Origin of the sequence: Proteus terrae subsp. cibarius, assembly GCF_011045835.1 — a bacterium.
Classification (GTDB): Bacteria; Pseudomonadota; Gammaproteobacteria; order Enterobacterales; family Enterobacteriaceae; genus Proteus; species Proteus cibarius.
On sequence record NZ_CP047349.1, the window covers coordinates 3,022,020 to 3,037,807 of the forward strand.

The 15,788-nt window shown below is 39.2% G+C and carries 14 protein-coding genes; 5 read left to right on the forward strand and 9 right to left on the reverse strand.

Going from position 1 to position 15,788, the window contains the following annotated elements:
• Window positions 1–33 precede the first annotated feature (33 nt).
• The 4 genes from GTH25_RS13955 (at window position 34) to proS (ending at window position 4,017) form a co-directional block, all read left to right on the forward strand.
• Window positions 34–849 (forward strand): MetQ/NlpA family lipoprotein, encoded by an 816-nt coding sequence (locus GTH25_RS13955; protein WP_075671666.1) that lies wholly within the window; start codon window positions 34–36, stop codon window positions 847–849.
• A 130-nt stretch (window positions 850–979) separates the two neighbouring features.
• Window positions 980–1,390, forward strand: coding sequence for an Rcs stress response system protein RcsF (rcsF, locus tag GTH25_RS13960; protein WP_083629073.1), 411 nt, complete (start codon window positions 980–982; stop codon window positions 1,388–1,390).
• Window positions 1,387–2,094 (forward strand): tRNA (N6-threonylcarbamoyladenosine(37)-N6)-methyltransferase TrmO, encoded by a 708-nt coding sequence (tsaA, locus tag GTH25_RS13965; protein ID WP_075671668.1) that lies wholly within the window; start codon window positions 1,387–1,389, stop codon window positions 2,092–2,094. Before rcsF ends, tsaA begins: the two co-directional genes overlap by 4 nt.
• Before the next feature lie 207 nt (window positions 2,095–2,301).
• Window positions 2,302–4,017 carry a proline--tRNA ligase gene (gene proS / locus GTH25_RS13970; RefSeq protein WP_075671670.1) on the forward strand — a complete coding sequence of 572 codons (1,716 nt, stop codon included), beginning with the start codon at window positions 2,302–2,304 and terminating at the stop codon, window positions 4,015–4,017.
• A gap of 92 nt (window positions 4,018–4,109) precedes the next feature.
• On the opposite strand, the gene nlpE is transcribed toward proS, so the two are convergent.
• A complete protein-coding gene (gene nlpE, locus GTH25_RS13975; protein WP_164530679.1) occupies window positions 4,110–4,790 on the reverse strand; it encodes an envelope stress response activation lipoprotein NlpE in 681 nt (226 codons plus the stop codon).
• Window positions 4,791–5,052: 262 nt separating this feature from the next.
• Here nlpE and rof point away from each other — a divergent pair, with 262 nt between their 5' ends.
• Window positions 5,053–5,313: a Rho-binding antiterminator gene (gene rof, locus GTH25_RS13980; protein ID WP_075671674.1), complete on the forward strand. Its 261-nt coding sequence runs from the start codon at window positions 5,053–5,055 to the stop codon at window positions 5,311–5,313.
• 33 nt (window positions 5,314–5,346) lie between these two features.
• On the opposite strand, the gene tilS is transcribed toward rof, so the two are convergent.
• The 8 genes from tilS to lpxA form a co-directional block, all read right to left on the reverse strand.
• The gene (gene tilS, locus GTH25_RS13985) at window positions 5,347–6,678 is read right to left on the reverse strand and encodes a tRNA lysidine(34) synthetase TilS (protein ID WP_159241775.1); all 1,332 of its coding nucleotides are present in this window, start codon (window positions 6,676–6,678) and stop codon (window positions 5,347–5,349) included.
• A gap of 36 nt (window positions 6,679–6,714) precedes the next feature.
• Complete coding sequence (locus GTH25_RS13990) at window positions 6,715–7,608, reverse strand: DMT family transporter (RefSeq protein ID WP_075671678.1); 894 nt, start codon at window positions 7,606–7,608, stop codon at window positions 6,715–6,717.
• 146 nt (window positions 7,609–7,754) lie between these two features.
• The gene (locus tag GTH25_RS13995) at window positions 7,755–8,498 is read right to left on the reverse strand and encodes an SDR family NAD(P)-dependent oxidoreductase (RefSeq protein WP_075671680.1); all 744 of its coding nucleotides are present in this window, start codon (window positions 8,496–8,498) and stop codon (window positions 7,755–7,757) included.
• Window positions 8,499–8,737: 239 nt separating this feature from the next.
• Window positions 8,738–9,697 (reverse strand): acetyl-CoA carboxylase carboxyl transferase subunit alpha, encoded by a 960-nt coding sequence (gene accA, locus GTH25_RS14000; protein ID WP_075671682.1) that lies wholly within the window; start codon window positions 9,695–9,697, stop codon window positions 8,738–8,740.
• 12 nt (window positions 9,698–9,709) lie between these two features.
• Window positions 9,710–13,192, reverse strand: a complete 3,483-nt coding sequence (gene dnaE / locus GTH25_RS14005; protein WP_075671684.1) for a DNA polymerase III subunit alpha — start codon at window positions 13,190–13,192, stop codon at window positions 9,710–9,712.
• A 21-nt stretch (window positions 13,193–13,213) separates the two neighbouring features.
• Entirely contained in the window at window positions 13,214–13,804 is a 591-nt protein-coding gene (gene rnhB, locus GTH25_RS14010; protein ID WP_075671686.1) for a ribonuclease HII, read from the reverse strand.
• Window positions 13,804–14,976, reverse strand: a complete 1,173-nt coding sequence (gene lpxB / locus GTH25_RS14015; RefSeq protein WP_075671688.1) for a lipid-A-disaccharide synthase — start codon at window positions 14,974–14,976, stop codon at window positions 13,804–13,806. Before lpxB ends, rnhB begins: the two co-directional genes overlap by 1 nt.
• 7 nt (window positions 14,977–14,983) lie before the next feature.
• Window positions 14,984–15,787 carry an acyl-ACP--UDP-N-acetylglucosamine O-acyltransferase gene (lpxA, locus tag GTH25_RS14020; protein WP_075671690.1) on the reverse strand — a complete coding sequence of 268 codons (804 nt, stop codon included), beginning with the start codon at window positions 15,785–15,787 and terminating at the stop codon, window positions 14,984–14,986.
• Window position 15,788 lies beyond the last annotated feature (1 nt).

The window sequence follows — 15,788 nt, forward strand, 5'->3', positions numbered from 1 at the left end:
CTTTTAGTTAACGGATCAAATAAGGGTAAATGTATGTCATTAAAATTTAAATCGCTCGCAGTCGTAAGTGCTTTAGTTGGCGCATTAGCATTAGCTGGTTGTGGTGAAAAAGAAAAAGATCCAAACCATATTCGTGTTGGTGTTATTTCTGGTTCTGAGCAACAAGTTGCCGAAGTAGCAAAACAAGTTGCTAAAGATAAATACGGTCTTGATGTAGAACTCGTTACTTTCAATGACTTCGTAATGCCGAATGAATCATTGAGTCGCGGTGATATCGATCTTAATGCATTCCAGCACAAACCTTATTTAGATCAGCAAATTAAAGATCGTAATTTCAAAATTACAGCTGTAGGAAATACATTTATTTATCCTATTGCAGGTTATTCTAAAAAAATTACTGATTTAGCCGATTTACCTGATGGTGCTCAAGTCGCTATCCCTAACGATCCAACTAATTTAGGCCGTTCACTGCTGTTATTAGAAAAAGTAGGATTAATTAAATTAAAAGATGGTGTGGGTTTATTACCAACTTCTTTAGATATTATTGAAAATCCTAAAAATCTAAAATTAGTAGAATTAGAAGCGCCTCAATTACCACGTTCATTAGATGATCAAAAAATCTATTTAGCTGTAATCAATACAACTTATGCTAGCCAAGTAAACTTAACACCAGCAAAAGACGGTATTTTTGTTGAAGATAAAGACTCTCCATATGTAAATATCATTGTTGCTCGCGAAGATAATAAAGACAGTGAAAATGTGAAGAAGTTTATCCAAGCCTACCAAACTGATGAAGTAGATAGTGCTGCAAATAAAATCTTTAACGGCGGTGCTGTAAAAGGCTGGTAATACGTTAAAATTTAGCTTAATTATAAAAAAGGCGGACATTTGTTCGCCTTTCTCTTTTTTACTTGGCTAATTTGCATTAAATTAGTGCCGTTTAATTTTTGTATAGACAATAATAAAGAGGATATTACCCATGCACATGCGCTTGCTACTTATTGGCATCATGGCGCTGTTTATGACAGGCTGTTCAATGCAAAAATCATCTGATGTTGATCAGTCTAAATTTACGGATATGCGTTTAAATAAACCCGGACAGCCACCAAAACCAAGATCACAGACTTTACCTTCGGTGCGTATTGTTGAAAAAACAGAAGACCTTTTAGGTGCTCCTTTTAAAGATCTCGGTATCGTCGCTGGTGAATCTTGTCGTCAAACATTGCAAGATCCACCAGCAAGTTTACCTATTGCTAAAAAAAGTATGGCAGCAAAAGCGGCTTACAAAAATGCGAATGCCGTTTTATTGCATGAATGCCAAATTGTCACAGGCTTAGGTTGCTATCAATCCGCTATTTGTGAAGGCACAGCATTACTCATTACCAAATGAACACCTACCAAATGAATCCTATAGGGCATATCTCAAGCCCTTATAAAGAAAAATTTGCCGTTCCACGCCAACCTGGATTGATCCAGGATGGCGGCGGTCAACTTATTCTACATACACCTTATAATCACCCTGATGTAGTTCGAGGCTTAGAGCAATTTAGTCATCTTTGGTTGATCTTTGTTTTTCATCAAACAGCACAACAAGGTTGGCATCCTCTCGTTCGTCCCCCTAGATTAGGTGGAAACGCCAAAATTGGTGTATTTGCAACTCGCTCAACCTTTCGCCCCAACCCAATTGGCATGTCATTAGTTGAATTGAAAAAAGTAAACACGGACAACCAGTCTGTTATTTTAGAATTGGGTAGCCTTGATTTAGTGGATGGCACTCCTATTCTTGATATCAAACCTTATTTACCGTTTGCAGAATCGCGCCCAAATGCGATTGCAGGGTTTGCACAAGAAGCACCTAGTAACGAAATGCCCGTTTTCTTTTCACAAGTTGCATCAGAACAACTGCAACACTATGCCAATGAGTACCCTCACCTTTCACGTTTTATTACCCAAGTATTACAGCAAGATCCTCGTCCTGCTTATAAAAAGGGCGAACAAAGTGATAGAATTTATGCGGTACACTTACTCGAATTTAATGTTCGCTGGCAAGTCGATGGACAACAGACACTTGTTCTTAGTATAGAACCGCGGTAACTTGCTACTATCTTCATTGATATTGCTATTATGAATAGTCTAATCTGAGAGTCATTCTCATGTCTTTAGACAAATCAGATTGAAAAAAATGCTTTGCCCCTTTTGGCAGACCTAAGTCACTGGTAGACTAAAGTCTTTCTCTAATTATATTGATGTAGACTGGCGTGACAGTCAGCCTAAGTATTTTTGTTCTAATGGAACCTAATAATGCGTACTAGCCACTATTTGCTCTCTACTTTAAAAGAGACACCTGCTGATGCAGAAATTGTCAGCCATCAACTTATGCTTCGCGCAGGCATGATCCGCAAACTCGCTTCTGGTCTTTATGATTGGATGCCGACAGGGGTTCGTGTTCTAAGAAAAATTGAAAAAATTGTTCGTGAAGAGATGGACAACGCAGGATCTCTTGAGATTTCAATGCCCGTTGTTCAACCCGCTGACTTATGGCTAGAAAGTGGTCGTTGGGAACAGTATGGCCCTGAATTACTGCGTTTTTCAGACAGAGGCGAGCGCCCATTTGTTTTAGGCCCAACCCACGAAGAAGTTGTTACTGATATTGTTCGTAATGAAATTACCTCTTACAAACAACTTCCACTGAATTTATATCAAATTCAAACTAAATTCCGCGACGAAGTACGCCCTCGTTTTGGTGTTATGCGCTCTCGCGAATTTATCATGAAAGATGCTTACTCTTTCCATATCTCTCAAGAGTCTTTACAAGAGACTTATGACAGAATGTATGAAGCCTACAGCAAAATTTTCTCACGTATTGGTTTAGATTTCCGTCCAGTACTTGCAGATACAGGCTCTATTGGTGGTAACGCCTCTCATGAATTCCAAGTTTTAGCTGACAGCGGTGAAGATGATATCGTCTTCTCTACCGGCTCTGACTATGCTGCCAATATCGAATTAGCCGAAGCAGTAATGCCTGCAACGCCACGTGCAGCTGCAACTGAAGAATTACGTTTAGTAGATACACCAAACGCTAAAACAATTGCTGAATTAGTTGAACAGTTCAATCTACCAATTGAAAAAACAGTTAAGACACTGATTGTTCATGGTACGAAAGAAAGTGGTCACCCATTAGTTGCATTATTAGTTCGTGGCGACCACGAGCTTAATGAAGTTAAAGCAGAAAAATGCACTATCGTTGCGGCTCCTCTAACTTTCGCTACTGAAGCTGAAATTCGCCAAGCTGTAAATGCAGGTCCAGGTTCATTAGGCCCAGTTAATCTGCCACTACCTGTTATTATGGATCGTTCTGTCTCTGTAATGAGTGATTTTGGTGCTGGTGCAAACGTTGATGGTAAACACTATTTTGGTATCAACTGGGAGCGTGACCTGCCTGTTGCTGAAATTGCTGATATCCGTAATGTTGTTGAAGGCGATCCAAGCCCAGACGGTAAAGGAACATTACTGATCAAACGTGGTATTGAAGTTGGTCATATTTTCCAACTTGGCACAAAATACTCAGAAGCATTAAAAGCAACGGTACAAAACGAAGAAGGTCATAACCAAATTGTTACTATGGGTTGTTATGGTATCGGTGTAACTCGTATTGTTGCTGCTGCTATTGAACAAAATCATGATGCTCGCGGTATTATTTGGCCAGATGCGATTGCACCATTCCAAGTAGCTATTTTGCCAATGAATATGCATCGTTCTTATCGTGTTAAAGAAGTTGCTGACAGACTTTATGACGAATTGCGTGCTCAAGGTATTGATGTTCTGTTTGATGACCGTAAAGAGCGTCCGGGTGTAATGTTTGCTGATATGGAACTTATCGGTATTCCACACACTATCGTGATTGGTGATCGTAATCTAGACAACAATCAAATCGAATATAAAGCGCGTCGTAGTGATGATAAATCACTAGTCAATGTTGACGATGTTGTTGCCTTTATTAAAGAGCAACTCGCTTAATTATTAGTCCCCTAATCTTTAAGGGGCTTGATTGATAAAACAAAAAACCCGCATCAGCGGGTTTTTTATTAGGAAGAAATAGAGACTAAAACTTAGCTTCTGCCACCACGATGGTTTCCGCAAGAGCCATGGCGATTAAAACGAGGTTTTTCATCAGTAACCACTAACGCTCTGTCATATTTACCATCTTCCATTGAGGGACGAATACTGTAATAACCATTAACTTCGAGGTAAACCGGTGTTCCACCATCAACCCCCATTGAGAAATAGCCTTTTTCCAATTCAATGCCACTGGCTGCGTAAACACGCCCTGATTGGCAGTCTTTAAATGTTCCCGCATCGGCGAAATAAGTAAACTCACCGGCAAGCTGTTTAGGCTGAACCTTAGCCAAGGTATAATTCAGCTCTGAATTAATCACGTTGCCATCAATATCAAGCATGACTAATTTATCTTCACGAGGTAAGTAATAGCTTTTCTCACCATAGCTATTAGTCAACGTCAGCTTATCTTTACCTAATACCCATGTTCCTGATTCAAAGAAACTACGTTTATCATCAGGTGAACCTTGATAGCTTTGCTCCATAACATAAGAGCCATCTTGATTAACAAGAATTGTTGTGTCGATACCAGAGCAATCGGCACACGGCAGAATACTGTTATAAGTTTGGTCTACAATTTTTCCATCAAGTGATAAGCCAATATTATTTTGGCAACCTGACAGTACAAATAACCCAGCAGCAACAGCTGCAAATAAAAGTTTTTTCCCCATCATCGACTCCCTACATTCTGGGTACTTTTTAATAAATCATTCTCAATATGATTCTAACATTTTTTAAAATAAAAGGGGGTAATAAAACAAGCTTTAAGATAAATGCACCCATAATTGTTAATTATTTCTCAAATCACTTCGAATAAAGAACTATTTCAGAAAATTATTATAATAACTATTGTGCTCACATCGAATAACAGCATAATGATTTTATTCTGAATTATTCACTGGCGGCAACACCGCCACGAACGAGTGGTGAGGGAATATGTCAACAAATACAGAATATCAACCAATTAACTGTGATGATTATGAGTATCTGGAGTTAGCATGCCAGCGTGGTTTAGCGCTCCATATTGAACTACATGATGGTGAGCTTATTGAAGGCATTGCGGATGACCTTTTCTTAAGCAAGAAGGTTGAATACTTAAAAGTCAAAACATCTGAAGGTTCTAAAGACTTAAGGCTGGATATCATTGCCAGCTTTTCAAATCCCGAACTTGGGACTATTGTTATAAAATCGGAATAACCGAATAAAGAACAACCGCCAACTGGCGGTTGTTCATTCATGAGCCTCTTGCCACTCAATAGTAATAGCGTGTTCTGATGTTGCTTTTCCCTCAGAAGTAACAAAAGTATTAATAGCTGCAATTAACGTATCATTATAATAAATCAAAGGAATTCTAGTTCTACGCCAAGGCGCAACTTCAAGCTCTTGCCAAATCTTTTTACTATGTCGAGCGTGCTCTCGCCCTACAATACGCAAAGATGTTTGTGTTAAACCAAAACGCACTGTGACTTTTTCATCACTAAAAGGCGCTCTAACGGTGTTTTTTCCTGTTTCAGCTATGAGTGATAATGCTCCTAATCCATTAGGTAAACACAAAGGCTCAGTGAGCGACCACTCAATAACATGATGAATCGGGTCTTGGATAATTGGAACGAGATAAAGGCGCTGTTTATAGCGTCTAACTTCATCTTGATAAAATTGTAATCTAGGCTCGGCATCTTCTTTTGCTAAAGCAACCTCTTGCCATAATCGTAAGATTTGTTGTCTTGATGGCATGGTCTTATTGTGTTTAGCAAACCAGCGCCTCAATAAAGCATTTCGCTTGATAACACTACAATGAGTCAGTTGATTGATATCTAAACTGTGCTCACTGTCCATTAAAGCATTAAGCTCAGAATCTAATAGTTCATCTAGTAGTGCTTCTTGTTCTCCACACAATGCCGCACTTCGAGTAACCGCTTGTGAAAAGTGAGGCCATCGTTGAGTCAATAAAGGCATAACACGCAACCGTAAAAAATTGCGATCATAACGGTCATCTTGATTACTATCGTCTTCTATCCAATCTAACCCTTGTTCAGTAGCATAAGATTCAATTTGCTCACGTGTAATATTGAGTAATGGTCGAAGTAAATAGCTATTTTCAAATACCATTTTTACTGGCATTGAAGAAAGCCCAGCAGGACCGCTACCTCGCTTTAAAGCCAGTAAAAAGGTCTCTGCTTGATCATCTTGATGTTGAGCTGTCACTAACACTTGTTGTGGCTGCAAATATCGACGAAAAGCTTGGTAACGCGCCTCTCTTGCACCATTTTCAAGACCACCTTCTTTAGGATCTACATTTACTTTTTCACTGATAAAATCGACATGCCATTGCTGACAACATTGTTCACAATGAGCAAGCCAGTTATCCGCTTTGATGTTTAATCCATGATGAATATAGATAGCCGTTAATTCTAAAGGTAATTGGAATTCATCACGTAAACGTACAAGCCCTTGTAATAAAACTGTGGAATCTACTCCACCACTAAAACCCACCAATATTTTAGTGTAAGGATCAATTTGTTGTTTGATTTCTCTAAGGAGTAAGCCGTATTCCTGTTTCATCGTATCGTCATTTATCAGTTAATTCAGATGATTATGTTAAGCTTTTCTACCTGATTTTGCACGAATACAAAGTATCCCTGCAATTAATACCAAACCTAGTCCTACTGCATAAGCAATAACAAAAGGATCGTGAAATATAACGACTAACCAAATCATTGAAAGCACAGGCGAAAGAAAAACAACGGAAGCTATTTTGGTCGACTCACCACTGTTCATGGCTTTAAACCATAAAATATAAGAGACACCGTTGATTAATACACCATTTAAAACAACAGGAAGCCAAGATGAACTATCTGGTAATTTAAACTCACTAAGCATCAACATTAGAATCAATGAAACCAATGTTGAAAAAATAAATAACCATACCGTGCTCATATAAGCATCAAGTGAGAATTGTTTGGAAAGCACAGACATTAATGCAAAACAAAAGGCTCCAGCAAAGACGAGTAATAAGGCTTGAGGATTATCGACAGCAATTGCTGTGATGTTTCCTTTAGTGAAGGTGATAATAACGGCAATAAAACCTAAAATAACCCCAATGATTTGTCCTAAAGTCAGCCTATCTTTCAGTAAAATAACCGATAATCCAATAATTAATAATGGCCAACTATACTGTATTACTAATACCGCAATGCCATTCTCTAATATGTAACCGTAATAGAGCAATAAATAGAATAGACAATCTAACCCCCCAAGAATAAACACTTTCCAATAGATCGATTTAGATAAATTAAATAATTGTGTTGGCGTTTTCTTCATAAAAAGTGCAGTGAGAATAACTGCAATCATTGAGAAAATATTGGACCAAAATAAAAATTGAAAACTATCTAAAGAAGCTTGCCCTATACGAGAAATAACGGGAATAAAACTCCAAATCAATACACATAATAATGCATAGATAAAGGATCTTGTGGTAATTGAGAATGCCATATAAAAACCAAAATAGTTAATTTATTGTTAAAATCGTATTTTTGATAATAAAGCGTTTAAACAAAAAAGACAGTAAAGAATAGAAGTAAGAGATAAATAAAAATCAGCAGAATAATGATTATTCTGCTTTATATTAAAAAACACCATTAAGCAGTAAAACCGCCATCTACTAAATAAGAGGCGCCAGTAACAAAGGAGGCTGCATCACTAGCTAAAAATACCACAACATTAGCTACCTCTTCTGGTGTACCGAGGCGACCAATAGGATGCAGTCTCGCTAACTTTTGCTTATCAAGTTCACGACCATCTAATAAAGGTGTATCAATATATCCCGGACAAACTGCATTAACACGAATACCTTTGCTTGCATAATCAATAGCAAGTGTTTGTGTCAGTAATTTAACACCGCCTTTTGATGCGCAATAGGCAGGAAATTCATGTTGACCAACAAAGGAACAAATCGAACTGCAATTAACAATCGCACCTGATAGTTGGTTTTTCAGCCAATATTGAATTGCTGCACGATTAATCAGAAAGAGTCCATTAAGATTAACATCTAATACCCCTTTCCATTTTTCATACTCTAATTTATCTGCGATGTTATCGGTTAAAACTCCGGCATTAGCAAAGATAAAATCCAATCGCCCATATTTGTTTACGACATAATCAATAAGTTGTTCGTTTTCTTTTTCACTTTTCACATCCATTTGTATAAATTCACCTAAAAATCCTTTCTTTTTTAGATATTTTTCTGCTTTTTTGCCTCGTTCTAAATTACTGCCAGTGATAACAACTGATGCCCCTAAGGATAAAAACTTTTCCGCAGAAGCCAAACCAATACCACTATTACCGCCTGTAATAATTCCAACTTGACCATTAAACGATATCATCGCTTTTTCCTCATAAAAGAAGTAAATGACTCTATAAAATAATAGATATGACTAATTATTCTTTTAGTAAAAAAGTGAATTAATATTGTTTTTGAGATCAACTTAACATATTGATATATAATATATTATAGTTAATATCACTTGGATTTATTGTCTTGGAAAGAGATAGTTATATGGATAAAAAAAACCTCATGTCGTCAACATGAGGCTCTCTTTTATTTTTGAATAGCACCATGCTATCAGCAGTAACCGTATTCCATTAAACGTTGGTAACGACGGTTTGTTAGCTCTTCTGAGTCAAATGTATCTAACTCTTCTAAATCAGATTTAATTTGTGCTTTTAAAGACGCTGCAATTTCATCATGATGACGATGTGCGCCACCTAAAGGCTCAGGAATAACCGTATCAATTAGCTTAAGCTCTTTTAAACGGTTTGCAGTAATACCCATTGCTTCTGCAGCTAGAGGAGCTTTATCTGCACTTTTCCAAAGGATAGATGCACAACCTTCTGGTGAAATAACAGAATAAGTGCTGTATTGCAGCATATTCACTTTGTCGCCAACACCAATGGCTAACGCACCACCAGAACCACCTTCACCAATAACAGTACAGATGATTGGCACACCAAAGCGTGACATTTCACGTAAGTTACGTGCGATTGCTTCTGATTGGCCACGCTCTTCTGCACCCACTCCCGGATAAGCACCCGGAGTATCAATAAAGGTGATAATAGGAAGATTAAAACGTTGCGCCATTTCCATTAAACGAAGTGCTTTACGATAACCTTCCGGCGCTGGCATACCAAAGTTACGGCGGATTTTCTCTTTTGTTTCACGTCCTTTCTGGTGCCCAATAACCATAACAGGGCGACCGTCTAAACGCGCGATACCACCAACAATAGCTTTATCATCAGCATAAGCACGATCGCCTGCTAATTCTTGGAAGTCAGTAAAGATACGATGAATATAATCCAGTGTGTAAGGTCTTAATGGATGACGTGCAAGTTGTGCAACTTGCCATGCACCAAGATCAGAAAAAATCTTACGCGTTAGCTCTAGGCTTTTTTCTCTTAAGCGTGAAACTTCTTCATCGATATTAATATCAATTTTTTCATCATGTTGGCTAACTGCGGTTAGCGAATCAATTTTCGCTTCTAACTCGGCAATTGGCTGTTCAAAATCCAGAAAATTAAGACTCATAACATTCCTATTTTAGTCAAATTCTAATTCTACCTGCTCATTACCCAGCAGAGTTCGCAGATCCGTTAAAAGCATATCTGTTGGCGTTACACGCCAAGTCGCACCAAATCGTAAACGTGCGCAGGCATCATGCTTTTCAAAATAAAGGTGAACCGGTATCGTGCCTGAACGATGAGGTTCTAAAACGCCGCGAAGACGATTTAATAATTGCTCATTAATTTGCCTGTCCGATAATGAGATAGCAAGTCCTCGTGCGTATTTTTCACGGGCTTCGTTGATATCCATAAGTTCGCGGACCGTCATTTTAAGCCCACCATTGAAATCATCAAAGCTGACCTGCCCAGTGGCAATTAAAATCTTGTCTTGTTCTAATAAATGTTGGTATTTATCCAATGCATCAGAAAATAACATAATTTCTAAGCGACCTGAACGATCATCTAAGGTACAGACACCGATCCGATTTCCACGTTTCGTTGTAAACACTTTAGAAGCGAGCACTAAGCCTGCTACCTTCACCATTTGACCGCGTGGTGTTGGTACTAAATCCTTTAGACGCGTTCCTGCTGCATATCGTTCAATTTCTTTTAAATAACGTGTGATCGGATGACCCGTTAAATATAAACCTAAAGTCTCACGCTCACCTTCTAAAACGACTTGGTCTGGCCATTTAGGTATATTGGCATAAGAACGTTCAACTTGTTCAGGAGCTTCAGCTAACACACCGAACATGTCCGATTGCCCTATTGCTTCAGCTTTGGCGTGTTGGTCTGCGGCTTTTAATGCATCTTCTAATGAAGACATCAAAGCAGCACGATGGGGCCCCAGCTTATCGAATGCGCCTGACATTATCAGTTTTTCCATCACTCGGCGATTCAATTTTTTCGTTTCTGTTCTAGCACAGAGATCAAAAATATCTTTAAAGTGACCACCTTGCTGGCGCGCTTCTACAATTGCTTCAATTGGGCCTTCACCCACACCTTTAATGGCACCAATACCATAAACGATTTCGCCTTCATCATTTACGTGGAAATGATAAAGGCCACTATTAATATCAGGAGGAAGAACCTTTAAGCCCATTCTCCAACATTCATCAACCAATCCCACCACTTTTTCAGTATTATCCATATCTGCCGTCATTACAGCAGCCATAAATTCAGCTGGATAGTGGGCTTTTAGCCATAATGTTTGATAAGAAACTAATGCATATGCTGCTGAGTGTGATTTATTAAATCCATAACCGGCGAATTTCTCCACCAAGTCAAAGATCTTCATAGCAAGCTCACCATCGACGCCGTTTTTGATAGCACCTTCTTCAAAAACAGAGCGTTGCTTTGCCATCTCTTCAGGTTTTTTCTTACCCATTGCGCGTCGTAACATATCCGCGCCACCTAGCGTATATCCCGCAAGAACCTGTGCAATTTGCATAACTTGTTCTTGGTATAGGATAACACCATAGGTTGGTTCTAGAACGGGCTGTAAGCTTTCATGTTGCCACTTAACATCAGGGTATGAAATCTCTTCAACACCATGTTTACGGTCGATAAAGTTATCTACCATGCCTGACTGCAATGGCCCTGGACGAAATAGAGCAACAAGTGCAATCATATCTTCAAAGCAGTCAGGACGTAGACGTTTGATAAGATCTTTCATACCACGAGATTCCAGCTGGAATACCGCAGTTGTTTCTGAACGCTGCAACATATCAAAGCTGCGCTGATCCGTTAATGGGATCGCTGAAATATCAACAGGTTCGAGTGACTTTTTAGCACGTCGGGCATTAATCATCTCTAATGCCCAGTTAATAATGGTTAGTGTTCTTAAACCTAAGAAGTCAAATTTAACAAGACCGGCATATTCAACGTCGTTCTTATCAAATTGTGTAACGGGGTTATTTCCCTCTGCATCACAATAAAGTGGTGCAAAATCAGTAATTTTTGTTGGTGAAATAACAACACCACCAGCATGTTTACCTGCATTACGTGTTACCCCTTCTAATTTACGAGCCATATCAATAAGAGATTTAACCTCTTCATCGGCTTCATAAATTTCAGGTAATTGAGGCTCGGCAGCAAATGCTTTCTCCAGCGTCATACCCGGATCAGGAGGAACAAGTTTTGAAATTCTATCAACAAAACCGTAAGGGTGCCCTAAAACGCGACCAACATCACGAATAACAGCTTTCGCCGCCATCGTACCAAATGTAATGATCTGAGATACTGCATCTCGACCGTACATTTCAGCAACGTGATCGATAACTCTATCGCGTTTTTCCATACAGAAATCGACGTCAAAGTCAGGCATTGAAACACGTTCAGGGTTAAGGAATCGTTCGAAAAGCAAGTCAAACTCAAGAGGATCGAGATCCGTGATTTTCAGTGAGTACGCCACTAGTGAACCGGCACCTGAACCTCGTCCAGGACCAACAGGAACACCATTATCTTTAGACCACTGAATAAACTCCATCACGATAAGGAAGTAACCTGGGAATCCCATCTGGTTAATCACTTTCAGCTCGATATCAAGGCGTTCATCATATTCAGGACGTCTTTTTTGTCGCTCTTCGGGATCTGGAAATAAAAAAGCTAAACGCTCTTCCAAACCTTCTTGTGATTTTTTGACGAGGAAATCTTCTGTACTCATATCCCCTGTTGGGAATTGTGGAAGGAAGTATTCCCCTAAGCGGATCGTGACATTACAGCGTTTAGCGATTTCAACACTGTTTTCTAATGCTTCAGGTATATCAGCAAATAATTCACACATTTCTTCTTCTGTGCGCATATATTGCTGAGGACTATAATTCTTAGGGCGCTTAGGATCAGATAACGTAAATCCATCATGAATAGCGACACGAATTTCGTGTGCATCAAAGTCATCACTATCAAGAAAACAGACATCATTGGTTGCAACAACAGGCAAACCTTTTTCAGAAGCCAGTGCAACGGCTTCATGAAGATAAGTTTCCTCATCAGTACGACCTGTACGGATCAGTTCTAGATAATAACTATCAGGAAAATGAGTTTGATAATACTCAAGGCATTGATCGACTAAAGCTCGATTACCACGAAGTAGGAACTTACCCACATCCCCCATTCTACCGCCTGAAAGTAACAAGAGCCCTTCTTTATAGGTTGTTAACCACTCTTGTTTAATCGTCGGTCCAACAGCGCCGTAACCGTGTTTGTAAGCTTCAGAAATCAATAAAGTTAGGTTTTGATACCCTATATTATTGCGTGCAAGAATAGTGAGATGAGCATATTCATCACCTAATAATTCTGTTTCAAGGTAAACATCAGCACCAATGATAGGCTTAATGCCTGCACCATGTGCAGCACCATAGAATTTCACTAGCCCACACAAGTTAGTGAAATCAGTAATCGCAAAAGCAGGCATTCCTAGCGAAGCCACTTTCTTCACAAGAGGCCCTGTTTTTGCCAATCCATCGATCATTGAATAATCGCTGTGTACCCTAAGATGGATAAAACGAGGATCTGCCATAGTGTTTAATTACTCTGTGGATTACTTTAAATTTAAAGCACGTTTTACAGGCGCAAAACTTTTTCGATGATAGGGTGTTGCCCCTAATAAGGCTAGTTTTTCCATATGGAAAACAGTTGGATACCCTTTATGTTTAGCAAAACCATAATCAGGATAAAGCTTATCTAACTCTTCCATTTCTCTATCACGAGTCACTTTAGCAAGTATAGAAGCTGCACTAATTTCTTGAACTAAACTATCACCTTTTATAACCGCTTGAGAGGCCATCGGTAATTTAGGGCAACGGTTACCATCAATTAAGACCATATCAGGTGTTATTGATAATCCTGCAACAGCTCGTTCCATTGCTTTCATGGTTGCCCAAAGAATATTTAATTCATCAATTTCTTCAGGCTCTGCACGGCCTATCGCCCAGCATAATGCTTTTTCTTTTATTTCGTCATAAAGAGCATTACGCTTTTTTTCTGTTAGCTTTTTGGAGTCTGTTAACCCTTTAATTGGATTTGCTGGATCAAGAATAACGGCAGCGGTAACCACTGCACCCACTAATGGGCCTCGACCAACTTCATCAACTCCAGCAATAAGATTTGCTTTTGGATATACAAATTCCATTATTTCTCTACCAATTCTAATACTGCATTTGCTGCTTGCTCATCCGCATTGCAACGAATGGCGCTATGTAGCTGTAAAAATATCTCTTTTAATTGACGTACTTTTTCTTCATCGGTTAAAAGGGGTAAAAGCTGTTGTGCTAATGCCGAAGGTTCGCACTCTTCTTGCAATAATTCTTTGATAACTTCTCGACCAGCTAACAAGTTAGGTAACGAAACATAAGGCGTTTTAACTAATCGTTTTGCTAACCAGAAAGTAAATGGTTTCATACGATAACCAACAACCATTGGGCATTTTGTTAGCATACATTCTAATGCGGCTGTACCTGATGCTAACAAAGTTGCATCACTCGCAGTCATTGCTTCCCTTGCTTGTCCATCAAGAAGTTGTATCTCAAGTTCTGGCGCCACATTTTGATGTATCTGTTCAAATTGGGCTCGTCGCTTAGCATTAACTAATGGCACAACAATATGAAGAGAGGGAATTTGCTGTTTTAGTAACTGTGCTGTTTTTATAAAATCAGCACTTAGCATCTCAACTTCAGCATGACGGCTACCGGGAAGAAGTGCTAAACAAGGGATTTCTTCAGATATCCCTAGGTGTTCACGAGCAGCCTTTTTGTCTGGATTTAAGGCAATGGCATCAGCCATTGTGTGACCAATAAAACGACAAGGAACCTGATACTTATCATAAAACGCTTTTTCAAAAGGCAAAAAAGCTAAGACGAGATTTGTCGCTTTACCAATTTTGAAAACACGTTTTTGACGCCAAGCCCATACAGATGGACTGACATAATGAATAGTCTTGATCCCTTTTTGCTTTAAACGACCTTCAAGGGTGATATTAAAATCAGGTGCGTCGATCCCCACGAAAACATCAGGCTTTAATTCTGAGAATCGTTGAGTGAGGTCTTTTCTGATCTTTAATAAGCGAGGTAATCGTTCAAGAACTTCAACGATCCCCATGACGGCAAGCTCTTCCATCTCATACCAAGCTTCACAACCTTCAGCTTGCATAAGAGGCCCAGCAACACCGACAAAGCGAACATTGGGATGCATTTGTTTTAGAGCGCGGATTAATCCCGCGCCCAAGATATCACCGGACGTTTCACCAGCAACTAAGCCGATAACTAACGGACGCTGAGTAGTAGATAATTGGCCTGACAAGGTCATATCCTAATTAGCGAATGATACCGCGGTTAGATTTTGCTGAGTTTTCCAGAAAATCACTGAACAATTTGACATGCGGATTATTATTATCAGCAACCAATTGTCCAATTTCTTCACGCGCTTCTTCCAGTGTTTTACCATTACGATAGAGCACTTTATAAGCATTACGGATTGCATGAAGATCTTCTTTAGCAAAGCCTCTGCGCTTTAACCCTTCAATATTCAGCCCATAAGGGGTTGCGTGGTTTCCTTGTGCAATAACAAAAGGAGGAACATCTTGCGCCACACCTGAACATCCACCGACCATCACATGCGAGCCAATTTGACAAAACTGATGAACTGCACTCATACCACCGATAATCACAAAATCACCTAAAGTGACATGACCGCCCAGTGTGCCGTTATTTGCAATAATACAACGATCACCAATGATACAATCATGTGCGACGTGGGTATTAATCATCAGTAAGTTATCATTACCAATTTTCGTGATGTTGCCACCTTGGGTTGTTCCACGGTGGATAGTCACACTTTCACGAATAAGGTTTCGATCACCAATAATGACTTGCGTTGGTTCACCACGATATTTCAGATCTTGATTCACTTCTCCGATAGAAGCGAATTGATAAATCTGATTATCTCGGCCAATGCGTGTGTGCCCATTGATAACAACATGAGATTTGATGTCAGTACCTTCACCAATCTCAACATTTGCACCAATAACACAAAAAGGGCCAATGTGAACATTAGCACCAATTACCGCACCCTCTTCAATAATTGAGGAAGGGTGAATTACTGCGGATTTATCTATCATA